The following is a 25,646-nucleotide window of genomic DNA, read 5'->3' on the forward strand; positions in this document are numbered from 1 at the left end:
CCCTTTATTTCCTTTGATGAAATCGCATAGGAAATTCAAAAGACATTTCGTTGTATTGCGTGGTAAAAACGGGTATTCTATTGATAGGTGGTGAAATGATGGGCTTTACATTATATTGGTACCCGAAATGCGGTACATGCCGTAATGCGAAGAAGTGGCTGGATAATCATGAACTGCAATATGAAGCGATCCATATAGCGGATAATCCCCCTTCGCGAACTGAAATAGAACAACTATATAAAAACAGCAATTTGGAGTTGAAGAAGTTTTTCAATACTAGCGGTCAAAAATATCGGGAGCTGGGCTTAAAGGATAAGCTGAAAGAAGCTTCTGAAGCAGAGATGCTTGATATATTGTCCACAGATGGCATGCTTCTGAAAAGGCCGATCGTTACGGATGGCACCAAAGTGACGGTAGGTTTCAAAGAAGAGCAATTCGAACAGGTTTGGAACTGAAATTTCACGAAATATTTGGTTAATTCCTTACTTAAACAAACAATCTACCTTATAATGGAATAGATAAAATAAGATGTACATATGGAGGGTTAATTATGACAACAACACCAAAAGAACTTCGTTACACTAAAGAACATGAATGGGTCAAAACGGAAGATGGAACAGTGCGAATTGGAATTACGGCATTCGCACAGTCCGAGCTTGGGGACATCGTATTCGTTGAGCTTCCGGAAATCGGCGATGAATTGAAAGCGAACGAACCATTTGGAAGTGTTGAATCCGTTAAGACCGTTTCTGAGCTTTATGCACCTATCAGTGGCAAGGTTGTTGAAGTGAACGAAGATTTAAGTGACAACCCTGAATATGTAAATGAGTCTCCTTATGAAAAGGCATGGATGGTCGTGCTTGAACCATCTAATAGCAGTGATATTGAAAACTTGATGAGCGCTGAAGAGTATGAGAGTTTAATCAACGGTTAAAAAGAAAGGAGAGGGGGGACTGAAAAGGCCTGCTCTCTTTTTCATTTGTACAGTGGGTGAGTTGCGCACATAATTCGTGAGATGGAGTGATGACATGGAGTGGGGCGAATTCGATAAAGTGATCATTGTAGAAGGCAGTTCCGATAGAAGAAAAGTTGCCTCCGTTTTAAATGAAGATGTGGAAATAAGATGTACGAATGGGACCATATCATTAACTAAGCTGGATGAATTAGTGGATGAATTGATGGACCGTGATGTTTATCTCCTTTTTGACGCAGATGAATCAGGAGAAAAGCTGCGGAAGCAGTTCCGAAGGGAAATGCCGGAAGCGAACCACCTGTATATTAATAAAATGTACAAAGAAGTGGAGAGCTCACCCGAACATCATATCGCAACTGTGCTCCTATCTGCCAATATGAATGTGAAAATGAAATTTTTAAGTCAAAGGGTGAACGACTAATTGATGCAGGAATGGAAAGAAGAAGAGTGTAAGCTTGCTGTTGAAAATGGGGAAACCTTTTGCTTATATTTATACACGCCTTTATGCGGCACCTGTCAGGTGGCCTCCAAGATGCTGACGATATCCTTGGAGCTTTTTCCGGGATTGAAGGCAGGCAAAATGAATATGAACTATGTCCAAGCAATTGCCGAATCATATGAAATCGAAAGTGTTCCTTGCTTATTGCTTTTCAAAGAAGGGCAGCTGCACAAAAAAATATATGCCTTTCAATCCGTTCCTTATTTGTACGGATTGCTTAAGGAAATCAGTTAGGAAACCAATCAGGACCGCGGTTGGTTTTCTTTGTTGCTGACATTTGAATGAGAGCAGGAAATAAACAAAGAATATTCTAACAATTCATTGACTGATTTAATCTAAAATGCTATATTTTGAAATAAGTAATGGCAGAATTTAATAGTTCTTATCAAGAGTGGCGGAGGGACTGGCCCGACGAAGCCCGGCAACCGGTATAAATTTTTATATACGGTGCTAATTCCAGCAGAGTGTTGGCTCTGGTAGATGAGGTGTGTTCTGGAAACCTCTTCTTATTGAAGTGGTTTTTTTGTTTATAAAAAAGTCGGAACTCAAATAATTCCAACTAAATCCATAGAAAAAGGTGAATTCATATGTCAGAGAAAAAGTTGCGCTTCGAAACATTGAGTGTTCATGGAGGTCTGCAAGCTGATGAAACAGGTGCACGTGCCGTTCCTATCTACCAAAGCAATGCATACTTGTTCAAAGACACCGACCATGCAGCGAATTTATTTGGCCTAAAGGAGAATGGTTATATATATACACGGCTTCATAATCCCACGGTCAGTGTTTTTGAGGAAAGGATGGCCTTATTGGAAGGCGGTATCGGCGGATTGGCAACGGCAAGCGGAATGGCCGCCATCTCACTTTCAATCCTGAATATCGCCGCTGCAGGGGATGAGATTGTTTCTGCCTCTACATTATATGGCGGTACGTATAACCTATTTGAAAACACTCTTCCTAAATATGGGATCAAAGTGAAGTTCGTTTCTCCCGATGATCCCGAAAACTTCAAAAGGGCGATTACGCCAAGAACTAAAGCCATTTTTGCTGAAACGATCGGAAATCCAAGTTTGAGGGTACTTGATATTGAAGCGGTAGCGGAAATCGCCCATGAAGCCGGCATACCTTTAATCATTGATAATACCTTCGCGACACCGTATCTTTGCAGACCAATTGACTTTGGAGCGGATATTGTCATCCATTCCGCTACAAAATGGCTTCTTGGAAATGGAACCACGCTAGGCGGTGTCATAGTGGATGGAGGGAAATTCGATTGGAACTCGCCAAACTACCCAGGCTTCACGGAGCCTGACCCAAGTTACGACGGTCTGGTATACGCAGAGGCAGTTGGACCTGCCGCATTCATAACGAAAGCCCGAGTTCAGTTACTCCGTGATTTGGGCCCTGCGCTAAGTGCCCAAAGTGCATTCCAGTTTACGCTTGGACTTGAAACGCTGCATGTAAGGATGAAAGAGCATCTATCAAACACCAAGTCTGTCATAAACTATTTAAAAAACCATCCAGCCGTGACCTGGGTTTCACATCCTGGTGATGAGGATCATCCCGATAAAGCCCTTGCGGATAAATATTTGCCAAAGGGAGCTGGATCTGTCGTGACATTTGGGATTCAAGGTAATCGCGAAGCTGGGGCAAAACTTATCAATTCGGTGGAATTATGGTCCCATGTGGCGAATGTAGGGGATGCGAAGAGCTTGATCATCCACCCAGCCAGTACAACCCATCAACAATTGAATGAGGCGGGTCTTGAGAAAGCGGGTGTAAGTGCCGATCAAGTCCGATTATCGATTGGGATTGAAAATGTAGAGGACTTAATAGAAGATTTGGAGCAGGCAATTGAAAAGGCGACGAACATCGTCTCCTTGACTTCCAAATCGGTTTAAGTAAAGTTCCTGTTCATTCTTGTACTAGAAATAATATACATTGCGCTCTTTTTTTATCTATGATAAAATTTCAGCATACTAAAGAACTTAATGATATTTAAATATTCTATATATTAGCTCTTATCAAGAGAGGTGGAGGGATGTGCCCGATGAAACCCGGCAACCGACAAGGAGATTTCCTTGGAAAGGTGCCAATTCACACAAAGTTTAATCACTTTGGAAGATGAGAGGAAGGCCTGTTTCTTCACCTGCCTTTCTGCTCATGCAGAAAGGTTTTTTCTATTTATTAATGGAGAAAACTTTTACATGATAGGAGAAACAGACTAATAATGTAGAGAAATCAACTAAGTTCATAGGTTTTATTGGATAAAAGAGGTGAGGGTTAATGATTACATTGACGAAAGTCAGTAAGCTGTTCCGAACAGGAAAAGGAAACAGTGAGACGATAAAGGCTGTAAATAATGTGAATGTTGAAATAAATAAAGGCGAGATTTTCGGGATCATCGGTTACAGTGGAGCGGGGAAAAGTACTTTGATCAGAATGCTCAATGGATTGGAAACACCGACAGAGGGATCCGTCGTGGTGGCTGAAAAGGAAATTTCAAAAATTAAAGGGGCTCAGCTCCGTAAGGCCCGTCAAGAAATCAGCATGATTTTCCAACATTTCAATCTATTATGGTCAAGGACCGTTCAGGAGAATATATCTTTTCCATTGGAAATTGCAGGAGTTTCTAAACCTGAACGCACCAAGCGTGTGAACGAATTGATCAAGTTAGTCGGACTTGAAGGCAGGGAAAAGGCCTATCCTTCGCAATTAAGCGGAGGGCAAAAGCAAAGGGTGGGAATAGCCAGGGCACTGGCAAATGACCCTAAAGTGCTGCTGTGTGATGAAGCGACTTCTGCTTTGGATCCGCAGACTACCGACTCCATACTCGAATTGCTTGTTGACATCAATCAGCGTTTGGGATTGACGATCGTCTTGATTACGCATGAAATGCATGTAATACGTAAAATCTGCCATCGTGTCGCCGTGATGGAAAGCGGGCAGGTTGTTGAACAGGGTCCTGTCCTGGATGTCTTCAAGAATCCTAAAGAACAAATGACGAAGCGTTTCGTGCAACAGGTAACGGAACCGGAAGAAACGAAAGAAACGATGGACCATTTGCTCGAACGCTATCCAGCAGGCAAAGTGATTCAATTGACCTTTGTAGGCGATCATGCAGAAAGCCCATTGATCACCAAACTTGTACGTAACTTCGAGTTGGATGTCAATATCGTTCAAGGTAAGATATCCCAAACAAGAAGCGGTTCATATGGCACATTGTTTATCCATCTAGATGGCAAAGAGGATGAAATGCTCCGCGCAATCGAATTCATTAAAGCACAGCAGGTAGGCGTGGAGGTGATTACTCATGCTTGAAGAATTATTGCCGAATGTTGATTGGGAAGACATCATTGAAGCTACGAAAGAAACGCTTTACATGACAAGCGTCTCTGTAGTGGCAACCTTTTTTATAGGCATAATACTAGGATTGATCCTTTTCCTGACAGGGAAGGGTAATATGTGGCAAAACCAGGCAGTCAACGGAGTCATGAGTGCTATCGTCAATATATTCCGTTCGATTCCATTTCTTATTTTGATCGTGCTGCTCATTCCTTTCACTAAAGCGCTTGTCGGTTCCATGATCGGTGAGAACGCTGCACTGCCGGCACTTATTATCGGTGCGGCCCCATTTTATGCGCGTATGGTTGAAATCGGCCTTCGTGAAATCGATAAAGGTGTAATTGAAGCCGCTAAATCGATGGGGGCAAAAACGAGCACGATCATTTGGAAGGTCCTTCTTCCAGAGTCGATGCCTGCCCTTATTTCCGGGATTACGGTAACATCGATTGCCTTGGTTGGATATACCGCGATGGCCGGGGTCATCGGCGCAGGCGGGCTTGGTAATCTAGCCTACTTGGACGGCTATCAAAGAAATCAAAATGACGTTACGCTTGTAGCGACGATCGTTATTCTAATTATCGTCTTCATAATTCAGATTATTGGAGATGTGATTACATCTAAATTGGACAAAAGATAAAGGGAGATGAATAGGATGAAAAAGTTTTTAGGATTTGCATTAATCTTAGTGTTATCTATCGCTTTGGCTGCTTGTGGAAGTGAAAAGGATAAAAGTGGCAGCGATACGGAAAAAGAATCTAAGAAAATAGTTGTAGGGGCATCCAATGTTCCTCATGCAGAAATCCTTGAGGAAGCCAAACCGCTTCTTGAAGAAAAAGGAATCGAATTGGAAATCGAAACATTCCAGGACTATATTTTACCGAATAAGGCGCTGAATGATAAGGAATTGGATGCTAACTACTTTCAACACATTCCATATTTAGAGGGGCAAATTAAAGAAAATGGATATGACTTCGTCAATGCTGGCGGAATCCATATCGAGCCGATTGCTCTATATTCACAAAAATATAAAAGCATTGATAAACTTCCGGAAGGTGCAACAATCATTATGAGCAGCTCTGTTGCTGATCATGGACGCGCTTTATCCCTTTTGGAAAAGAATGGCCTGATCACCTTGAAAGAAGGCATCGATAAAACGACGGCTACAACGAAAGACATCGTAGAAAATAAGAAAAACCTTAAATTCGATGCAGATTATGAAGCGGCCCTGCTTCCTAAGATTTATGAGAGCGGTGAAGGCGATGCAGTCTTGATCAACTCCAACTATGCAATTGACGCCGGTTTGAACCCGCTTGAAGATTCGATTGCGATTGAAGATTCCGAATCACCTTATGTGAATGTCATTGCCGTAAACAAAGGTGACGAAAATAAAGAAGCAATCAAAGCGCTTGTAGAAGTATTGCATTCTAAAGAAATTCAAGATTTCATTCTTAAAGAATACAAAGGTGCAGTTGTACCTGCGGATAAATAATTCGAGAATGGCGGCCTGGTTTAATTCAGGTCGCAGTTTAAAAAGGTTTCGGGATGGTCTCATTCCGAAACCTTTTTGTTTTTATAATGTATTTGAATCGATAATAGCTATTGAGTGCCGATGGGCATAGATAACAACCAAAACGCTCATATTAAACATAAGCATGGTTGCGGAATCTGCGTCAACAGCTTCAGGTTTTACAGCTTTCTTAATCACTTGTTCAATCAGAGGCTCTTAATACGAGTATTTCCGGGTATTACTATCGTCCCAGCACAAAACCGTTACGGTCTGCTGGCGCATAAATAAATAAATAAATAAATAAGCGAGCTGGTTTGTCCATTCAGCTTTCACATAGTGCGTCGCTCATGATTTTTAGTTTGTCTACAGTTTTTTAGATTTTTAGGTTTTCAAAATTTGAACGTTACTTTCCACTTCAGGCACTCGCTTTCCGCGGGCGGTCCGCCCTCGGCGCTTTTGCGCCTGCGGGGTCTCCCTTGGCTCGCTTTTCCCGCAGGAGTCTCGAACACCCGCTCCAATCCACTAAGACTAAACAATCAGATAGAATCACTTTCACCTACATTCTGTATTCCGTTCAATGCTGGTTAGGATTTCCATAATAAAGTGCCTCACTTCTCTAAGTTCGGATAATGATGATCCAGGTTGTTTCGGTCTGCGGCTTAATTTAATTCCTTTTATGTTTAATCAGGAAAGGAAAGGGTATAGAGATAATGAAGGAAAAAAATGATACACAAATTTGAAAGGATGGTTCACTATCAATACTCTGGATCTAAATGTAACAAGCGAAATGGAAAAGGCGATGCAGTCTTCACATGGGATTGGCTACAGTGAGTACAGTAGAAACTTAGACCTCCGTATCGAGGTTGAGAAAGAACGGGATAGGGAACATGTAAAGTGCAACAAAATGGTCCAGGACCTACAACGCAAAATTCACGGCTAAGCATATAAAAGTAGTTCTTTAAAAGATCGGTCTGTAGAGGTAAAATGGAAAGTGGTCCATAAAATAAGGGTTTCCTTATTGGATAAACTTACATAATACCTGACAGTCCGATTTTTTTCTTTTTAAAGCGGAACGTTCATACCTTGCAATCGAATTCTTTGAACATATAGTAATAAGGACGAAGATTTGCCGAATAATAAGATAATTTTAACAAAAGCTAAAATAAGTATGAATATGCAGTAAACAGGCCATATCTGTTAGTATTGTATGAATTGGACAGGTTTTTAACATGGCAGAAGTGGAAACCCCTATCTATTTAGTTGATTCCAAATTGGATTTGTTATAAAATTGGAATGAGAATAAAGTGAGAATGCTTTTACGCAAATTATAGTAATGAAAGTAATCTTTACTTTCTGGTAATAAAATTGGAATTAGTTCACGGAGGTATTATTATGTCAGCTTCTACATTAACGGTTAAAGATCTTCACGTATCAATTGAAGGCAAAGAGATTTTAAAAGGGGTAAACCTTGAAGTCAAAGGTGGAGAAATCCATGCGATCATGGGACCAAATGGAACTGGTAAATCCACTTTATCATCAGCAATCATGGGTCACCCTAAATATGAGGTAACTAGCGGAAGCATCACATTCGATGGTGAAGATGTATTGGAGATGGAAGTAGACGAGCGCGCTCGTGTCGGTCTATTCCTAGCTATGCAATATCCAAGTGAAATCAGCGGTGTTACAAACGCAGACTTCTTACGTTCTTCCATTAACGCACGCCGTGAAGAAGGCGATGAAATTTCATTGATGAAATTCATCCGTCAAATGGACCAAAAAATGGAATTCCTTGAAATGGATGAAGATATGGCGCAACGCTATTTGAATGAAGGTTTCTCAGGCGGAGAGAAAAAACGCAACGAGATTCTTCAATTAATGATGATCCAACCTAAAATTGCAATCTTGGATGAGATTGATTCAGGTCTAGATATCGATGCACTTAAAGTCGTTTCAAAAGGAATCAACGAAATGCGCGGAGAAGACTTTGGATGCTTGATCATCACTCACTACCAACGTCTATTAAATTACATCACTCCTGATTTTGTACATGTAATGATGCAAGGGCGTGTCGTAAAATCAGGCGGTCCTGAACTTGCTGCCCGCTTGGAAGCGGAAGGTTATGACTGGATTAAACAAGAATTGGGCATTGAAGACGAAACTGTTGGCGAAGAAGCGTAAGTAGGAGGATTTGCAATGACTACAGAAACGAAATTACCGTTTGAACAAGAGGATATAAGCTCCTATTCAACTAAAAATAATGATCCAGCTTGGCTATCCGAGCTTCGGATTCAAGCGTTTTCTGAATTAGAAAAGCTCCCGATGCCAAAGCCGGATAAAACGAAAATCGATAAATGGAATTTCACTTCTTTCCAAACTCATACGGTTGAGAGTGAAGCTTTTGCCTCTTTAGAGGAGCTTCCGGAAGAAATTAAGTCCATCATTGAAGAAAATGAAAACTTATACATCCAACGCAATAATACGCCGGCACATATCAATCTGTCAGCAAATGTGAAAGAACAAGGCGTCATTTTTACGGATATTTTATCAGCGGCTCGTGATCATGCTGAGCTCGTGCAAAAATATTTCATGAAAGACGGCGTTAAAATAGATGAGCATCGTTTAACAGCACTTCATGCTGCATTGGTTAATGGGGGAGCATTCCTTTATGTTCCGAAAAATGTAGAAATCAAAGAGCCGATTCAATCGGTATTCCTTTTGGATAATCCAGATACTACACTTTTCAACCACGTCTTGATCGTAGCTGAAGATAATAGCTCTGTAACATATGTAGAGAACTATTTCTCAACCGTTGAGTCTAACGAAGGTGTTGCCAACATCGTAACTGAAGTATTTGCAAATGCGAATGCCAAAGTCCAATATGGTGCGGTCGATACCCTTTCAAAAGGCTTCACGACATATGTTAACCGCCGTGGAGTGGCAGGACGTGACGCACGCATTGAGTGGGCGCTTGGCCTGATGAACGACGGAAATACGATTTCAGATAATACAACATATCTAATGGGCGATGGCTCCCACGGTGATACAAAAACCGTTGTAGTCGGGCGCGGGGAACAAAAGCAGAACTTCACGACTGCCATCATTCATTATGGCAAACGCTCTGAGGGTTATATCCTTAAGCACGGTGTCATGAAAGAATCAGCATCCTCCATTTTTAATGGAATTGGGAAAATAGAGTATGGTGCTACAAAGGCCAATGCCGAACAAGAGTCACGCGTATTGATGTTAAGTGAAAAAGCACGCGGAGACGCCAATCCGATCCTCTTGATCGATGAAGATGATGTAACGGCTGGTCATGCTGCTTCCGTCGGCCGTGTCGATCCGCTTCAACTGTATTATTTAATGAGCCGTGGTATTACAAAGAAAGAAGCAGAAAGACTTGTCATTCACGGATTCTTGGCCCCTGTTGTTAACGAGCTTCCAATTGAGGGAGTCAAAAAACAATTAGTAGCGGTCATTGAAAGGAAAGTACAGTAATGAACCCATACGAAATTCGTAAGCTTTTTCCAATATTAGATCAAGAAGTCAATGGTCAGCCATTAGTATATTTAGATAGTGCTGCAACCTCTCAAAAACCGGCTGCAGTGATTGAAGCGATTGAGCAATATTACCGCGGCTACAACTCGAATGTTCACCGCGGGGTGCATACACTAGGAACAAAAGCTACGGATGCGTATGAAGGTGCTCGTGAAAAGGTACGTAAATTCATTAATGCTTCTTCTACAGAAGAAATCATCTTTACCAGAGGCACAACGACTGCTTTGAATACTGTAGCAAGAAGTTACGGTGGCGCAAATATTAAAGAGGGTGACGAAATCGTCATCTCTTACATGGAGCATCACAGTAATATCATTCCGTGGCAGCAGCTTGCCAAAGAAAAAGGCGCTGTATTGAAGTATATTCCGCTTCAGGAGGATGGCACGATTTCCGTTGACGATGCGAGGGCTACAATTACGGAAGCAACGAAAATCGTGTCCATCATGCAGGTTTCGAATGTGCTTGGCGTTATCAATCCTGTGAAGGAAATCGCCCAAATTGCCCATGATCACAATGCTGTAATGGTAGTCGACGGGGCACAAAGCACGCCGCATCTAAAAGTGGATGTCCGTGATTTGGATTGTGATTTCTTTGCCTTCTCAGGTCATAAAATGGTCGGTCCAACAGGCATCGGCGCATTATATGGCAAGAAAGATCTTCTAGAAAAAATGGAACCGATCGAATTCGGCGGAGAGATGATTGATTTTGTAGGTTTGTATGAGTCTACATGGAAAGAACTCCCGTGGAAATTCGAAGGCGGTACCCCAATCATCGCCGGCGCCATCGGCATGGGGGCTGCCATTGATTTCTTGGAAGAAATCGGTTTGGATAATATTGAACGGCATGAACATAAGCTTGCCGCTTATGCAATGGAAAAAATGTCAGCAGTTGAAGGGCTGACCATTTACGGTCCTAAAGATGCAGAAAAACGTGCTGGTGTAATTACCTTCAATATTGATGACGTACATCCACATGATGTCGCTACCGTTCTTGATGCAGATGGAATTGCTGTCCGTGCCGGTCACCACTGCGCACAGCCATTAATGAAATGGCTTGACGTATCAGCGACAGCAAGAGCAAGTTTCTATCTATATAACACGGAAGAAGATATTGATAAGCTTGTGTCCGGGCTTGTTAAAACGAAGGAGTATTTCAGTAATGTCTTTTGATAACCTTGATACACTTTACCGTCAAGTCATTATGGATCACTATAAGAAACCTCGTAATAAGGGCATGCTAGAAGATGGAAGCATGACAATCGATATGAATAATCCAACTTGCGGCGATCGGATTCGTTTAACGATGAAGATTGAAGATGGCAAGGTCAGCGATGTTAAATTCGATGGTGATGGTTGTTCGATATCCATGAGTTCGGCTTCCATGATGACGCAAGCCATTAAGGGCAAAGACGTTGATACTGCCCTAGCGATGTCCGAGACTTTTTCCTTAATGATTCAGGGAAAAGAATACGACGATGAGATGGACCTTGGGGATATTGAAGCCCTTCAGGGTGTTTCTAAATTTCCTGCCCGAATCAAGTGTGCTACCCTAGCTTGGAAAGCCATGGAAAAGGGATTGAAGGAATAATTAAATTAAAATGAGCTGTTGTAATTCAGCCATTTGAAATGGAGGAATACGAGCTATGGCAAAGAAAATGCCTGATATCGGCGATTATAAATATGGCTTTGCGGATAAAGATGTTTCCATCTTCCGTTCAAAGCGTGGTCTGACAAAAGAAATCGTGGAAGAGATTTCTCGAATGAAGGATGAACCGCAATGGATGCTTGATTTCCGTTTGAAATCATTGGAGCATTTTTACAACATGCCAATGCCTCAATGGGGCGGCGACATGCAGAGCCTGAACTTTGATGAAATCACATACTATGTTAAGCCATCAGAGAAATCAGAGAAGTCTTGGGATGAAGTTCCTGATGAAATCAAACAGACTTTTGATAAATTGGGAATTCCTGAAGCCGAACAAAAATACCTTGCCGGTGTATCTGCCCAATATGAATCTGAAGTGGTTTACCATAGCATGAAAGAAGAATTGGAAGACTTGGGTATCGTGTTTAAAGATACGGACTCAGCACTTCGTGAAAATGAAGATATCTTCCGTGAGCATTTCGGGAAAACGATCCCGCCTACTGACAATAAATTCTCTGCATTGAACTCGGCAGTTTGGTCAGGTGGATCATTCATCTATGTACCAAAAGGCGTTAAAGTGGATACTCCGCTTCAAGCTTATTTCCGGATCAACTCTGAAAACATGGGGCAATTCGAACGTACGCTAATCATTGTTGATGAAGGCGCATCCGTTCACTATGTAGAAGGTTGTACAGCTCCTGTTTATACAACTAACTCCCTTCATAGTGCGGTTGTTGAAATTGTCATCAAGAAAGATGCTTACTGCCGTTATACGACGATCCAAAACTGGGCAAACAACGTGTTTAACCTGGTTACGAAACGTGCGGTTTGTGACGCTAATGCAACAATGGAATGGATTGATGGTAACATCGGTTCCAAATTGACAATGAAATATCCTGCTGTCATCTTAAAAGGTGAAGGCGCTCGCGGTATGACATTATCGATTGCCATTGCAGGAAAAGGCCAACACCAAGACGCTGGAGCGAAAATGATTCACCTAGCGCCAAATACATCTTCAACGATTGTATCAAAATCAATTTCTAAACAGGGCGGTAAAGTAACATACCGTGGTATCGTTCATTTTGGACGTAAAGCGGATGGAGCCCGTTCCAACATTGAATGTGATACATTAATCATGGATAATCAGTCTACATCTGATACGATCCCTTACAATGAAATCTTGAATGATAACATTTCCCTTGAACACGAAGCGAAGGTTTCCAAAGTATCTGAAGAACAATTGTTCTACTTGATGAGCCGCGGAATTTCTGAGCAAGAAGCAACGGAAATGATCGTAATGGGCTTCATCGAACCATTTACAAAAGAACTTCCAATGGAATATGCGGTTGAAATGAACCGTCTGATCAAGTTCGAAATGGAAGGCTCCATCGGATAATGACCGACTGGCCTGCCTGTAAGGCGATTTAGAATAACCATTCATACAAAAGCCTGCCGGGTCTGACTGGCAGGCTTTTTGTTTTGATATTTGGCACCCTTATACCAAAGATTAGATATGGCTCAATAAGGGTAAAAAATAATAAACGGAGAAGTCAGGAAATGGTCCTGTCCCAAAGGAGTGATGATGCAGATGATTTATGTTGGTGTAACCGGTTGGGGTGATCATGATAGTTTATATGGCGGTGTGTCCCAACGTGATAAACTCAAAGAGTACGGGGCTCATTTTCCCATTGTGGAGGTGGATGCCTCATTCTATGCAGTCCAGCCAAAGAGGAACAGTGAAAAGTGGGTATCCGAGACGCCAGCATCCTTCCAGTTTGTCGTTAAAGCCTACCAAGGGATGACAGGACATCAACGTGGGGAAATCCCATTTGAAAGTAAGAAGGAGATGTTCAAGGCGTTTTGCGACTCACTGGAAGCATATCGGAAGTCCGGCAAGCTCGCGATGGTCTTATTTCAGTTTCCGCCATGGTTTGATTGTAAACGTGAAAATGTGAATTACCTGCGATGGTGCAAAGCTGAAATGGGCGATATCCCAGTTGCCATAGAGTTCCGGAATCAAAGCTGGTACAGGCCCAACGTAGTCCAGCAAACTTTGGATTTTATCGAAAAGGAAGGCTGGATCCATACTGTATGCGATGAGCCGCAGGCTGGAGAGGGATCCATTCCTGTCGTTCTGCATGCCACCGATAAAGATAAAACCCTGGTGCGCTTTCATGGCCGTAACCTGCATGGTTGGCAAAGGCCTGCTTCGGGGGATGATTGGCGTGAGGTCAGGTACCTATATCGATATAATCATCAGGAATTGACTGAATGGGTGGAGAAAATCAGGATATTGGAAAAGGAATCCAAGGAGTTATATGTCCTGTTCAATAATAACTCAGGCGGGGATGCCGCTGATAATGCCAAACAAATGATTGAGTTGCTCGGTATAGAATATGAAGGGCTGGCTCCTAAGCAGCTTGGTTTGTTTTAAGAGGAATTATATAATGAATAATGAAATGATGTGACAAGCTAGTAGAGGCATATCCTCACAAACAGGTAAAGGCGGATTTTTTCATGGTATGGTTAGTATTAGTGGGTATTGGATTATTAGCGGGATCAATCGGCGCTCTTGTCGGTCTGGGCGGGGGCATCATCATCGTGCCTTCCCTTTTATATTTAGGTACATCTACAAATATTATCGATGAGCTGACTCCACAGGTCGCCGTTGGTGTTTCAACCGTAATCATGATTTTTACCGGCCTATCTTCCACTCTATCTTATTTAAAACATAAGGTGGTGGATTATAAGGCCGGCTTAATCTTTTTTATTGGCAGTGCACCTGGTGGAATAATGGGGGCCTATGTGAATAAAAACCTTAACGCCGAAGCTTTTTCATTGTACTTTGGAATTTTCATGGTTTTCATGGCCATCGTGTTATTAGTGAAAAATCGTTTGAAGCCCATGCTTTTCAAGCCTGGAAAAGGGAAAATAGTGAAAACGTATAAAACCGAAAATGGACATTCATTTTCCTATGGTTACCACCCCCTGTTAGCTGTATTGATTTCTTTTGTCGTGGGATTCAGCTCCGGGTTATTTGGAATTGGCGGCGGAGCCTTAATGGTACCCGTCATGATGCTTCTTTTCTTCTTCCCTCCGCATATGGCTGTAGCGACTTCGATGTTCATGGTATTTCTATCTTCCATCACTAATTCGATTACGCATATTTCCCTTGGAAATGTAAATTGGCCATATGCTTTTGCCCTGATTCCAGGTGCGTGGTTCGGTGCTAAATTGGGTGCATTCATAAATACGCGCCTAAAGAGTGCGTCGCTGGAAAATATGTTGAAAATAGTGCTGATAATCATTGGTTTACGTCTTATATACCAAGGCATTACAGGATAAACGAGGAGGAAAAATGATGTCAGAAATCATTCATTTATATCACACCAATGATCTCCATAGTCATTTTGAGAATTGGCCTCGTATTGATAAGTTTCTTAAAGAAAGAAGACAACTTCATCAAGAAACGGGAGAAGAAGCGATCATACTGGATATAGGCGATCATGTGGACCGCTGGCATCCATATACAGAAGGTACGTTGGGTAAAGGAAATATTGAACTGCTTAATGAAGCGGGCTACCAATATGTGACCATCGGCAATAATGAAGGGATCACTTTACCTCATGATGCGTTGGACTCCTTATATGATCATGCAAGGTTCAAGGTCTTGGCAGCCAATATTTATTACGGTGATAATGAAAGGCCGGAATGGGCGCTTCCATTTTGGATACATACAACGGTAAAAGGCACCAAAATCGCGATGATAGGTTTGACAGCCTTTTTTCAAAAGTTTTATTCTGCGATGGGCTGGGAAATAACGGAACCATTCATGGAGTTAAAGGCACAGCTTGAAAGGGTCAAAACAGAGGCGGATGTAATCATTATCCTTTCCCACCTGGGCATCCATGATGATGAGAGGATGGCAAGGGACTTTCCGGAGATTGACATTATACTTGGCGCGCATACCCACCACATCCTCCACCAAGGTAAATTGATCAATGACACACTCCTTTGCGGGGCAGGGAAATATGGTTTTTTTGTTGGACAGGTGGAAATGACCGTCAATCAGGAAAAGAAAATTAGCCAGAAGAGAGCCATTCTTTATGATACCAATGATTTTTTGGAATTGGAGAATGAACGGTCATGGATTGAAGAGATATACCAGGCCGGAGGGAAAACGCTAAAACAGGTTGCTGTGGACTTACCGATTGCACTGGATAATGATTGGTTCAAACGAAGTCCTTTGACGGAAATCCTTGGGGAGGCCCTAAGGGAGTGGAGTCAGGCGGATTGTTCCTTTTTGAATGCAGGTCTTCTCCTCGAAGGGCTTCCGAAGGGACCTGTCACAAAAGGGGATATTCACAGAATCTGCCCACATCCGATCAATCCTTGCGTCGTTGAAGTCGATGGGAATGAATTAAAGGAAATCTTAATGCAATCAAGAAATGAAGAGTGGCCTCATATTCAGGTGAAAGGTTTCGGTTTCCGCGGAAAAATCATGGGAGTCATGCATTATGATCAAATTGAATTTAACGAAATGGAGAATGGAATCGTAAAAGGGATCCTTATAAAAGGAGAGAAACTGCAGGCGGATAAGTCCTATAAATTGGCAATACCTGATATGTTCACGTTCGGGCACTTCTTTCCAAGTATCCATCGCTCCAATCGCAAGGAATACTTACTGCCGGAATTCTTACGGGATATCCTTTTATGGAAGCTGAAAAAAATATACACTAACCCCTGATACGAAATCACGGTTTTGCCCTTTTTTTCATAAAGTATGGGGAAGGAAGGGGCGAAACCAATTGATTAACATGATCCCAATAATTCTTGATAATCATACATTCCTAGCCATTTCTGTCCGACTGCCGAAAACGAATTTGCTTGCTGTCGCGTCTGAAAAAGGGTATATAATGTGCGGTGCGTTGGATGTTGGACTGCTGAACGATAAATTGAGAGATCGTAAAATCCTTGCAGGGAGGGCCACAGGAGTTAAATCGATTGAAGAGTTATTGGAAGCGCCGCTTGAATCAGTTACCTGGGAGGCTGTGGAAAAGGGCATACATCCAGGAATGATTGGTAAAGAGGCATTAATCAAAATGATTTGAAAAGGCGGGCTTTCTTTCTTCCGGAGGGGGCCTTATTTTTTTATCAAAGTAAATGCTGATATTTTTTCAATAAATATGTTCTAACAGATTCATTTATCAAAATATGTTCCGATAAAGCTTATAAAGGAAAGAATCGGTTTGAATTACAAATATTATGGGGAAACGGAGTACAAGTATGAGGCTAGCTATTACAAAGTCCCTAAGCCCTGGAGCAAGGCTCGGTAAAAACATCTATAATGAGCGGGGCCATATCCTATTGTGCGAGGGTCTTACATTAACGCAAAAGATGATCAATCGACTGGTTTCCCTTAATATTCCCTTTGTTTACATTCAAGATTCCAGGACGTATGACATTATTCCGAAGCCCCCAGTTTCCGGGAAACTTAGAAGAGAAGCCATTAATACGATTGAAACCACTTTCCTGGACATGAAAAATAAAATGAACCTGGATGGATCAATCACGATAGAGCAGGCTAACGTCAAATTAACTCAAATAGTCCGGAACATCATGGGCGAGCTGAAAAGGAATAAAGAGCTAATGACTTTATTGGCCGACGTTTATACATACGATGACTATATCTTCACACATTCCTTCAATGTGACCTTATATACCTTGGCGATCGGGTTGGAATTGAATATCAAAAATAAGAATCTCGAAATTCTTGGGCTTGGAGCGATTTTACATGATGTCGGCAAAATGCTCGTGCCTTTGGAAGTCCTCCGGAAACCCGGTAAGCTGACGGAAAAGGAGTTTGAACAAATCCAAAAACATGCCGATTACGGATTTCATCTAATTAAAAATGTTCATACCGTTTCACTTTTAGTTGCGAATTGTGCCTATCAGCATCATGAAAGGTTAGATGGATCTGGATATCCCCGTGGGATAAAAGGGGATGAAATCCATTATTTCGGCAAGATCATTGCCGTTGCCGATGTGTTTGATGCCGTTACTTCCAATCGGGTTTACCGTAAGGCCATGCTGCCGAATCAGGGATTGGAAGTCCTTTATGCCGGAGTCGGGAAAAAGTTCGACAATACGATCATCGAGGCTTTCCGGAGGGCGGTTGCCATTTATCCCAATGGTCTTTCCGTCGAATTGAATGATGGGAGGAAAGGGGTAGTATCCTCTCAAAATGAAGGGATAGGAGACCGCTCCATGATAAGGATACTTGAAGAAGATGGCGAGCAGATAAAAGAGCCCTACGAAGTGGACTTGAATAAAAACCTGCATTTGCTCATCATGAAATGTCTCGATATACAAGAACCAGCCTAACCTCAAGGATAAGCTGGTTTTTTCATTCCTTGTTTTCCTTCATGATGGCAGGTGCAACCGAACCATTTCCGTTACTGAAATAACTTGGAACATCACCTTCGATCAGCAGGCTTCCGACTGTCACTTCCTGACTCACCTTTGTCTCCTTCGTGAAAGAGGGGATGACGATTTGAATATTGACATCAAAGTCCACAATCAATTCATAATAAACATTATTGATGCCTGCGTTTGTCAGTTTTGTCCTCAAATCCGATTCAACATTCCCGATGACTGACATTTTCACTGGGATTTCAGGTCCGTAATTGGAAAGGAGGTTATTCCCGGTTACGACACCAAATGGTATATAATACACCACACTTTTATATTGTTCATCATTTATTTTGGCTGAACCTGTTTTAAAAGGGTTTCCCTGTTTGATGCCAAGCTTCTTTTGAATATCCTTCGTGATGTTAGCCCGCAATTCACTATATATGACTGGATTGAAGCTATAGGAAGAACTGGAGTCATCACCACCCTTGGTGTTGGTGATGATTTTGTTCATGTCAACCTTGGCTATATTCTCATCAACCGATTCATGAATCGTTTCGGTTGCAATCCGTTTGATTTCATATTCCGCTACACTCATGATCACGGGTTCGATCGATTTGTCCACGTACCAAAGAGTCATGATGCTTGATATGATGAACAGGATAAATGAATAGAGAAATACTTTTCGGGTGGGAAGAGGCCCCTTTTTTCGGAATTTCTTCGTTCGAAATCTTTTTCGGAACACGCTTTAGCCCCCTTTACTAATAACTATGCATCAAGTTCAGGGGTTTATGTTCGAATCAAAAAAAAGCAGCGTAAAATTCACGCCGCTCACTATTTCTTTTTGGCCAGATCTTTCCTTTCCCACAATTTTAAATAGGGGTAAGGGTCAAAGCTCCATTCTGTGATTCCGTTGTCTTTGTACATTCCGTAATGAAGGTGAGGAGGGAATTTTCCGGAAGTTCCTGGAGGGCCATAGCCTGTACTGCCGACACCCCCGATGACTTGTCCGGGCTCAACGATTTGTCCGACTTTCAACCCTTTGGCGAAGCCGCTTAAATGGGCAAAGTAATGATAGGTATTATTTAAATCCCGTATCCCGATCCTCCAACCTCCAAATTTATTCCAGCCTTTCATTTCAATGATTCCATAGCTCGTGGAACGAACGGGAAGGCTATAATCCGCAAAAATATCAGTGCCTTCATGGATTCTCCTTCCGCCCCATCCGCGAGCGCTTCCCCATGTATTCAAGTACGTATAATGAGTCCGTACTGGAACCGGGAAGGCCTTTTCATGCAGGTCCAACCGGCCGTATTTCTTATAAATCTCGGCATTGCCGATAATGATGCTGACGGCTTTATCGCGTTTATAATAATCCCACAAGCCGATCCGGATATTATCTTCATCTGCACCATATGCCTGGAGATGCTTCGAAAAAGCATACAATCGATCGGTATCATTAGTGATATCCGCTTTGCCATCACCATTGCCATCCTGGCCCAACCCATCAAAAAATGTGATCGTAAGCGGGTTCACATCGTTTAAGTCAGGATTGAGAGCTCCGCTCCATTTTGAAGGCTCGATGTGGATGCCTATAAAACCTTTTGACGGCTCTAAATCCCTTCGTGCAGCCCTTAGGCTGTGCTCATATTGATCTGCTCCAGCAAGGTAATACCACGGGATTTGGAGGGCAGCCTCCATATTTTTATATAGTGCCATTCTCCCGGCATAAACATCAGGGGCATCGGCAGCATTGGCGACTTGGCCTGGTGCCAAGATAAACAAACAAGTTATCGTTAGAAGGAATAATTTTTTCAACGGGGCAGGCTCCTTTCATGATATTCTCCGTTATTAAAAGACATCAGTCCATCCATCTTTTATAGTTTTGCTGATTTGGCAATAAACATGAAAAATAAATAATGGGAAACCAACTATAACTTGTATAAATGCTTTTTTATTGTTAAAGTAGGGTGTGTTAATTTCTATAGAATGGAGTGGCATTTTCATGTCTTCTACAAATAAAGAAATTCTTCGAAAACCAGATTGGTTGAAAATAAAGCTTAATACTAACGAAAATTACCTCGGTTTAAAAAATATGATGCGCGAGAAAAATCTTCATACTGTCTGTGAAGAGGCAAAATGTCCGAATATTCACGAATGCTGGGCAGTGAGAAGGACGGCTACTTTCATGATTCTAGGTGAAATCTGTACAAGGGCTTGCCGTTTCTGTGCAGTAACAACCGGACGTCCGAATGAATTGGACTGGGCTGAGCCGGAGCGTGTTGCCGATTCCGTTGTTTTGATGAATTTAAAGCATGTCGTCATTACAGCTGTTGCCCGTGATGATTTAAAGGATGGAGGCGCTGAAGTTTTCGCTGAAACGGTCCGTGCCATCCGCCGCAAAAATCCATTTACATCAATTGAAGTATTGCCGTCTGATATGGGCGGGGTGTTTGAAAATATCAAGACTTTGATGGATGCTAAACCGGATATCCTGAACCATAATATAGAGACTGTCAGAAGTTTATCGGACCGTGTACGGGCTCAGGCCAAGTATGATCGTTCATTGGAGCTTTTAAGAAGAGCCAAGGAACTGTATCCGGAAATACCGACTAAGTCCAGTTTAATGGTAGGTCTGGGTGAAACGCGGGAGGAAATCCTTGAGACCATGGATGACCTAAGGGCCAATAATGTGGATATCATGACGATCGGTCAGTATTTGCAGCCGACTAAAAAGCATTTAAAAGTGCTGAAATACTACACGCCTGAAGAATTTGCCGAACTGAAAGAACGTGCATTGGAAAAAGGATTCAGCCATTGTGAATCAGGTCCGCTTGTCCGTTCATCTTACCATGCGGATGAACAGGTTAATGCTGCGGCAAAACATAAGCAAAACAAAGGTGAAGAATTATTGAAATAGAGTGAAATAAAGGACCGAAAAAATTCGGTCCTTTTGTATTCAACGGTTATCCATTTTTTGATGGATGTTATCATGATGATCTCTTTTATCGTTGACCATTTCACCGTTTTCATTTTCTTCGCCACTCATTTTGTATCCTTGAGGCGACTTCAGCATTCTCTTGATGGTTTGTTCAATCGTATAGTCAATCCCTCTGCTGCCGGATTTCACTGTAGCGAAATTCTCGACATCCTGGGCAAGGTTTTGATAATCATCACTGACATAGACATGATAGTAGCGAGGCACGACGGACATGGCAGTCCGTTTAACTTGGTCTGCGGTTTCCGTCCGATCCTTGTTATTGGTATCATATACGACAAGAACTTCCTCATCAGTAACGAGGGTAGCGGCATCATTGACATTTGGAATCTGAACACTCAGTTTAGAAATGACATCAGAAAGTTGTTCACGGTCAATGGAAGCCGCTTTGTTTGAAATGTTACGGCCGTCAATGGTTGCACTATTTGTGCGGGTAAAACCGAAATCATCACTTTTATTGTCATTATTACGATAATCCTCATCATAATATTGAGTTGGATTATTTACGTTTGTTGGGTTACCGGCATTGTTTTTTGCACCTAGCCCCTGATCTTCTTCTTTATCAGCACATCCGGTTAGTGCAATAATCGAGCTTAAACCTATCGTTATTATCGTTTTTTTCATCAATAACACCCCCATAACTTTAGGATGAACATATTTCTCTATTTTTCGCTTAGTAATTGATGGGGAATCAGTTATAATTTAAAGAAGGAATGTATATATGAGAGGTGAAAACAATGATTAACATCAATAACATGACCTATGAAATAATCGAGGATGAAAGGGAAGGCTATAACGAAGAAGCCTTTAAAGCCAGATACAGCGAGATATTAACGAAGTATGATTATATAGTGGGGGATTGGGGTTATGGGCAATTGAGGCTGCGTGGATTTTTTGATGATTCCAATCAGAAAGCGACCTTTGATACGAAAATAAGCACGCTTAGTGAATATTTATATGAATACTGTAATTTTGGCTGCCCTTATTTCGTCGTGAAGAAAATAAAGAAATAAAAAGGCCAGAATTCACTCTGGCCTTCCATGTTAAGAGTTACCATATCCTTTATATGGAGGCTGTTCGTCTTTTTCTGAATCATCATGTGTCGGATGAGCCCCAGGATATTGTCGAGGTATACCCTCATGTAACGATTTATTTTCATAATTAAAGGCACTTTGATATCGTTGCCCTTCCTGCCACGGGGTATTTTTATTCTGAACGGGTTCATCTTTTGCTATGGCTGATCCAAAAGGTCCTTCGGGAAATTCTTCAGGAATTAAATAATCCCTCTGTTTTTCGACATTGGAAAAATCGTGGTATTCTTCTTTGTCCAAGATAATCCCCCCTCATATAATCGTCTTACACTCAGTAGGTTTCCCGTTTAAGCTAAAAAACTTCAGCACTCAGACGATTTCCATTAAAAAGTGACGAAGTTCTTCGGCTTCCGCTTCCGACAATTGAAAGGCATGCTCAAGATAGCCTTCCTCTTCCAAATCATCAGGCCCAATAATCGCGAATCGGTTACTCTGCATATTTAAAACAAGCTTCTTTCCATAGAAACGATCGGTTGCCGTAATGGCCAGATCGAATCTTGATTCCTCTCCCATGAAGCTTATGAACCGGGTTTTTGAATCAACGACGTCATTGTATAAATAAAAGCGATCTTCCATAGTATCATTCCCTTCGTATCTTCACATTTATATTTCCATCATAACAAAGTGACTTCAATAGGGGAACATACATTTTTCGGGGCTACAGGCTGAAGAACTTCATCGATTAAATGAAAATGGCAAGAATATAAATGGAATCGGGGAGTGTACGTCTGCAAATGCACCCCCGTAGAAAAGGCAATGTGTGGTTGAAGGAATTGAGGGTAAGGGAGAAGCTATGGTATTATCAAGGAATAAGGTTGGTTCGGTACAGCGTTTTTGACTATGCCGCTCATTCAACCAATGATTCCCTATATCATCTTAGATCAGAAAGGATCTGGAAAAAATGTACTTTGTAGACCGCCAAAAGATTGAACAAATATTAGGTTTTCTTGAAAAGCAGCTTGGACTTTTCGAGGGGCAGGATAATTGGGATGGAGACCATTCGGAACTTATCGCTGAAAGGCTTATACAAACTTCCATCGATTCCGTGTTGGATGTAGGAAATGCGGTAATTGATGGTTTCATTATGCGTGATCCAGGAAGTTATGAGGATATTATCGATATCCTTCAAGATGAAAAAGTGATTTCAGAAGAAAAAGCGATGCAATTCAAAAAGGTTTTGCCATTAAGGAAAATGCTGGTACAAGACTTCATTGAAGTGGATCACAAAGAACTGCATGCCGTATTTTCGGAAAATATCGAGGCATTCAAGCAATTCCCTGATTTGGTGAGGAACTATTTAACGAATGAATTGGGACCTGTTTCAGCTTTTAAAAACTAGCAGCGTTAGGAAGGCGAATTTCAAATGAAGTCGTATAAAGGATATTTAATTGACTTAGATGGCACCATGTATCGCGGAACGGAACAAATTGCGGAAGCGGCAGGGTTTATTAATGACTTAAGGAAAAGGGATATCCCTTATTTGTTCGTCACCAATAATTCATCCCGGACTCCGGCACAGGTAGCGGATAAATTGAGAAGCATCGGCATATCGACGGAGGATGACCAGGTTTTCACGACAAGCATGGCCACTGCCAATTACATAGCTGAACAAAAGAAAGGTGCATCGGTCTATGTGGTGGGTGAAGAAGGCATCATCGAGGCTCTTAAGGAAAAGGGAATGAAGCTTGTGGAAGAGCATCCCGATTATCTGGTCATGGGCATCGACCGCGGCGTCAATTATGAAAAGTTGTCAAAAGCCTGTCTTGCTGTAAGAAATGGCGCTGTTTTCATTTCGACCAATGGTGATATTGCCATTCCTACCGAGCAAGGCCTTTTGCCGGGGAATGGTTCCTTGACCTCCGTTGTTTCCGTTTCGACCCAGGTACAGCCGATTTTCATTGGCAAGCCAGAATCCGTCATAGTGGAGCAAGCCCTAAGAGTATTGGGGGTTCCTAAAGAAGAGACAATCATGGTTGGAGATAACTATGATACGGATATCCTTGCCGGCATTAATGCTGGGATCGATACACTGCTTGTACATACTGGCGTAACGACAAAAGAACGTTTAAAGCAATATAAGGAGCAGCCTACGCATGTGGTGGACACCCTTGACTTATGGCGCTTTGAATGAAAAAAACCAGGTCTGCGAATAAACTGTACCCTATAGAGTAGACACCTAAAAAAGTCTCCTATAGGGTACTTTTTTGTATAATTAAGAAACACAACGAGAAAACACAACATGGGACTGGAGAAGGTTATGAGTAAAAAGCTTTTTACAGAGAAAGAAATCAAACTACTATCATCTAATAATTATGTTAAATCTGTAAGTTCAAAAGGAATTACTTATACTGATGAATTTAAGCATATATTTATAGCGGAAAAACAGAAAGGCAAGTTCGTAAGGCAAATATTTGAAGAATTTGGGTTTGATGTAGAGGTTTTGGGGACGGAAAGAATTAAATCAGCGAGTAAGAGATGGCAAGCAGTTTACGAGAAGAACGGGATTATTGGTTTATGTGACACTAGAGCAGGAAATTCAGGGCGCCAAAAGGAAAGAAAACTTACCCTAGAGGAGAAAAATGCTCGCTTAGAAGCACAAATCAACTTACTAAAGGCAGAAAACGAACTGTTAAAAAAGATTCGTTTTGCAGAAAGGGGGATGAAGAAGTAGTTCTTCCTCCTTTCCAAAAATATATCCTAATTCGCTCCGTGATTGAAAAATATCAACTAAAACATATGGTGAAATACCTTTGTAAAATAGTCGGTGTTTCAAGAAGTGGTTATTATAATTACTTCTCAGTGAAATCACAGGAAAAAAGAATTCGAAAAGATGAAAAGGATGAGGTAGTGAAAGAAATCATCATAAAAGCATTCCATTTCAAAAATCGTAAGAAAGGGGCTCGTCAGATCAAAATGACTTTGGCGGGTCAATTTAATGTTGTCTATAATTTGAAGCGTATCCGGCGAATCATGAAGAAGTACAGCATTATATGCCCTATTCGGAAGGCAAATCCGTACAGACGAATGATGAAAGCCACTCACGAGCACCGTGTGGTGCCGAATCTTTTGAAGAGGGAATTCAAACAGGAAGTTCCAGGTAAAATACTACTGACAGATATCACATATTTGTTCTATGGCCAAGGAAAGAAAGCTTATCTATCAACGATTAAGGATGCTTCGACCAATGAAATTGTGGCTTACCATGTATCAGATCGCATTACCATGGACCTGGCTACGGAAACCCTCCTCAAGTTAAAGAAAAATCGAAGATTTCACAAAGCAAAGAATGCCTTTATCCACTCTGATCAGGGAACTCATTATACCCATCCGGACTTTCAGAAATTAGTAAAAAAACTGGGATTAGGCCAGTCGATGTCAAGGCGCGGGAACTGCTGGGATAATGCACCTCAAGAATCTTTTTTTGGCCATTTTAAAGATGAAGCCTCTATTAAAGCATGTTCAACTTTAGATGAATTAAAAAAAGAAATTAAGCAATATATGACGTATTACAATCACTACAGATACCAATGGAATTTAAAAAAGATGACTCCTGTTCAATACAGAAATCATCTTTTTCAAGCTGCCTAGGCTTTTTTTAAACTGTCCTTTACAAAGGGTACATTTCA

The 25,646-nt window shown here is 41.6% G+C and carries 28 protein-coding genes and 2 riboswitches; of the genes, 23 read left to right on the forward strand and 5 right to left on the reverse strand.

Translation table 11 applies throughout. The annotated features are described in order from the left end of the window. Positions 1-98 precede the first annotated feature (98 nt). The 18 genes from ADA55_RS23970 (at position 99) to ADA55_RS24055 (ending at position 17,904) form a co-directional block, all read left to right on the forward strand. Entirely contained in the window at positions 99-455 is a 357-nt protein-coding gene (locus ADA55_RS23970; RefSeq protein WP_048688207.1) for an arsenate reductase family protein, read from the forward strand. A gap of 95 nt (positions 456-550) precedes the next feature. Then, complete coding sequence (gene gcvH / locus ADA55_RS23975) at positions 551-934, forward strand: glycine cleavage system protein GcvH (RefSeq protein WP_034310122.1); 384 nt, start codon at positions 551-553, stop codon at positions 932-934. 94 nt (positions 935-1,028) lie between these two features. After that, positions 1,029-1,394: a toprim domain-containing protein gene (locus ADA55_RS23980; RefSeq protein ID WP_048688210.1), complete on the forward strand. Its 366-nt coding sequence runs from the start codon at positions 1,029-1,031 to the stop codon at positions 1,392-1,394. A gap of 3 nt (positions 1,395-1,397) precedes the next feature. After that, a complete protein-coding gene (locus tag ADA55_RS23985; protein ID WP_048688277.1) occupies positions 1,398-1,706 on the forward strand; it encodes a thioredoxin family protein in 309 nt (102 codons plus the stop codon). Positions 1,707-1,851: 145 nt separating this feature from the next. Next, positions 1,852-1,959: riboswitch (SAM riboswitch) on the forward strand. 100 nt (positions 1,960-2,059) lie between these two features. Next, entirely contained in the window at positions 2,060-3,370 is a 1,311-nt protein-coding gene (locus ADA55_RS23990) for an O-acetylhomoserine aminocarboxypropyltransferase/cysteine synthase family protein (RefSeq protein WP_176702814.1), read from the forward strand. 117 nt (positions 3,371-3,487) lie between these two features. Beyond that, positions 3,488-3,600: riboswitch (SAM riboswitch) on the forward strand. A gap of 155 nt (positions 3,601-3,755) precedes the next feature. Beyond that, on the forward strand, positions 3,756-4,790 hold the full coding sequence (locus tag ADA55_RS23995) for a methionine ABC transporter ATP-binding protein (protein ID WP_048688213.1): 1,035 nt from the start codon (positions 3,756-3,758) through the stop codon (positions 4,788-4,790). Beyond that, a complete protein-coding gene (locus ADA55_RS24000; RefSeq protein ID WP_048688217.1) occupies positions 4,783-5,451 on the forward strand; it encodes a methionine ABC transporter permease in 669 nt (222 codons plus the stop codon). The genes ADA55_RS23995 and ADA55_RS24000 overlap by 8 nt, the downstream gene beginning before the upstream one ends. A gap of 15 nt (positions 5,452-5,466) precedes the next feature. Continuing rightward, positions 5,467-6,303 carry a MetQ/NlpA family ABC transporter substrate-binding protein gene (locus ADA55_RS24005; RefSeq protein ID WP_048688220.1) on the forward strand — a complete coding sequence of 279 codons (837 nt, stop codon included), beginning with the start codon at positions 5,467-5,469 and terminating at the stop codon, positions 6,301-6,303. A 1,410-nt stretch (positions 6,304-7,713) separates the two neighbouring features. Beyond that, entirely contained in the window at positions 7,714-8,499 is a 786-nt protein-coding gene (gene sufC, locus ADA55_RS24010; protein ID WP_034310141.1) for a Fe-S cluster assembly ATPase SufC, read from the forward strand. A gap of 15 nt (positions 8,500-8,514) precedes the next feature. After that, the gene (sufD, locus tag ADA55_RS24015; RefSeq protein WP_034310144.1) at positions 8,515-9,816 is read left to right on the forward strand and encodes a Fe-S cluster assembly protein SufD; all 1,302 of its coding nucleotides are present in this window, start codon (positions 8,515-8,517) and stop codon (positions 9,814-9,816) included. Further along, positions 9,816-11,045, forward strand: coding sequence for a cysteine desulfurase (locus tag ADA55_RS24020; RefSeq protein WP_048688225.1), 1,230 nt, complete (start codon positions 9,816-9,818; stop codon positions 11,043-11,045). Before sufD ends, ADA55_RS24020 begins: the two co-directional genes overlap by 1 nt. After that, positions 11,035-11,463, forward strand: a complete 429-nt coding sequence (gene sufU, locus ADA55_RS24025; RefSeq protein ID WP_034310148.1) for a Fe-S cluster assembly sulfur transfer protein SufU — start codon at positions 11,035-11,037, stop codon at positions 11,461-11,463. The genes ADA55_RS24020 and sufU overlap by 11 nt, the downstream gene beginning before the upstream one ends. Before the next feature lie 55 nt (positions 11,464-11,518). Then, positions 11,519-12,916: a Fe-S cluster assembly protein SufB gene (gene sufB, locus ADA55_RS24030; protein WP_034310152.1), complete on the forward strand. Its 1,398-nt coding sequence runs from the start codon at positions 11,519-11,521 to the stop codon at positions 12,914-12,916. Positions 12,917-13,108: 192 nt separating this feature from the next. Further along, on the forward strand, positions 13,109-13,954 hold the full coding sequence (locus ADA55_RS24035) for a DUF72 domain-containing protein (RefSeq protein ID WP_048688228.1): 846 nt from the start codon (positions 13,109-13,111) through the stop codon (positions 13,952-13,954). 83 nt (positions 13,955-14,037) lie between these two features. Continuing rightward, positions 14,038-14,865, forward strand: coding sequence for a sulfite exporter TauE/SafE family protein (locus ADA55_RS24040; protein WP_048688231.1), 828 nt, complete (start codon positions 14,038-14,040; stop codon positions 14,863-14,865). A 16-nt stretch (positions 14,866-14,881) separates the two neighbouring features. Beyond that, positions 14,882-16,267 carry a bifunctional metallophosphatase/5'-nucleotidase gene (locus ADA55_RS24045; RefSeq protein WP_048688234.1) on the forward strand — a complete coding sequence of 462 codons (1,386 nt, stop codon included), beginning with the start codon at positions 14,882-14,884 and terminating at the stop codon, positions 16,265-16,267. A 61-nt stretch (positions 16,268-16,328) separates the two neighbouring features. Beyond that, the gene (locus ADA55_RS24050; protein WP_034310161.1) at positions 16,329-16,631 is read left to right on the forward strand and encodes a YunC family protein; all 303 of its coding nucleotides are present in this window, start codon (positions 16,329-16,331) and stop codon (positions 16,629-16,631) included. 175 nt (positions 16,632-16,806) lie between these two features. After that, positions 16,807-17,904 (forward strand): HD-GYP domain-containing protein, encoded by a 1,098-nt coding sequence (locus ADA55_RS24055; protein WP_048688238.1) that lies wholly within the window; start codon positions 16,807-16,809, stop codon positions 17,902-17,904. 22 nt (positions 17,905-17,926) lie between these two features. On the opposite strand, the gene yunB is transcribed toward ADA55_RS24055, so the two are convergent. Together yunB and ADA55_RS24065 are read right to left on the reverse strand one after the other, a co-directional pair. Next, entirely contained in the window at positions 17,927-18,676 is a 750-nt protein-coding gene (gene yunB / locus ADA55_RS24060; protein WP_048688241.1) for a sporulation protein YunB, read from the reverse strand. 89 nt (positions 18,677-18,765) lie between these two features. Then, positions 18,766-19,749 carry a M23 family metallopeptidase gene (locus ADA55_RS24065; RefSeq protein WP_048688244.1) on the reverse strand — a complete coding sequence of 328 codons (984 nt, stop codon included), beginning with the start codon at positions 19,747-19,749 and terminating at the stop codon, positions 18,766-18,768. A gap of 187 nt (positions 19,750-19,936) precedes the next feature. On the opposite strand from ADA55_RS24065, the gene lipA reads away from it, so the two are divergent. Beyond that, positions 19,937-20,851, forward strand: coding sequence for a lipoyl synthase (gene lipA, locus ADA55_RS24070; RefSeq protein WP_048688246.1), 915 nt, complete (start codon positions 19,937-19,939; stop codon positions 20,849-20,851). A gap of 39 nt (positions 20,852-20,890) precedes the next feature. On the opposite strand, the gene ADA55_RS24075 is transcribed toward lipA, so the two are convergent. After that, positions 20,891-21,553 carry a YhcN/YlaJ family sporulation lipoprotein gene (locus ADA55_RS24075; RefSeq protein WP_048688249.1) on the reverse strand — a complete coding sequence of 221 codons (663 nt, stop codon included), beginning with the start codon at positions 21,551-21,553 and terminating at the stop codon, positions 20,891-20,893. A gap of 113 nt (positions 21,554-21,666) precedes the next feature. Here ADA55_RS24075 and ADA55_RS24080 point away from each other — a divergent pair, with 113 nt between their 5' ends. Continuing rightward, complete coding sequence (locus ADA55_RS24080) at positions 21,667-21,942, forward strand: YutD family protein (protein ID WP_034310177.1); 276 nt, start codon at positions 21,667-21,669, stop codon at positions 21,940-21,942. A gap of 30 nt (positions 21,943-21,972) precedes the next feature. On the opposite strand, the gene ADA55_RS24085 is transcribed toward ADA55_RS24080, so the two are convergent. Then, positions 21,973-22,260 carry a cytosolic protein gene (locus ADA55_RS24085; RefSeq protein ID WP_134782572.1) on the reverse strand — a complete coding sequence of 96 codons (288 nt, stop codon included), beginning with the start codon at positions 22,258-22,260 and terminating at the stop codon, positions 21,973-21,975. Positions 22,261-22,329: 69 nt separating this feature from the next. Further along, positions 22,330-22,596 (reverse strand): DUF3055 domain-containing protein, encoded by a 267-nt coding sequence (locus tag ADA55_RS24090; RefSeq protein WP_034310182.1) that lies wholly within the window; start codon positions 22,594-22,596, stop codon positions 22,330-22,332. Positions 22,597-22,921: 325 nt separating this feature from the next. Here ADA55_RS24090 and ADA55_RS24095 point away from each other — a divergent pair, with 325 nt between their 5' ends. From ADA55_RS24095 to ADA55_RS28935, 3 genes are all read left to right on the forward strand, one after another. Continuing rightward, positions 22,922-23,359, forward strand: a complete 438-nt coding sequence (locus ADA55_RS24095) for a DUF86 domain-containing protein (protein ID WP_048688255.1) — start codon at positions 22,922-22,924, stop codon at positions 23,357-23,359. Positions 23,360-23,383: 24 nt separating this feature from the next. Beyond that, on the forward strand, positions 23,384-24,151 hold the full coding sequence (locus tag ADA55_RS24100; protein ID WP_048688258.1) for a TIGR01457 family HAD-type hydrolase: 768 nt from the start codon (positions 23,384-23,386) through the stop codon (positions 24,149-24,151). A 126-nt stretch (positions 24,152-24,277) separates the two neighbouring features. Then, a protein-coding gene (locus ADA55_RS28935; protein ID WP_226990452.1) for an IS3 family transposase occupies positions 24,278-25,608 on the forward strand; the annotation gives its coding sequence in 2 pieces (ribosomal slippage) (positions 24,278-24,650 and positions 24,650-25,608; 1,332 coding nt in all). Positions 25,609-25,646: the final 38 nt, after the last annotated feature.

This window comes from Bacillus sp. 220_BSPC (genome assembly GCF_001054655.1).
GTDB lineage: Bacteria > Bacillota > Bacilli > Bacillales > DSM-1321 > Peribacillus > Peribacillus frigoritolerans.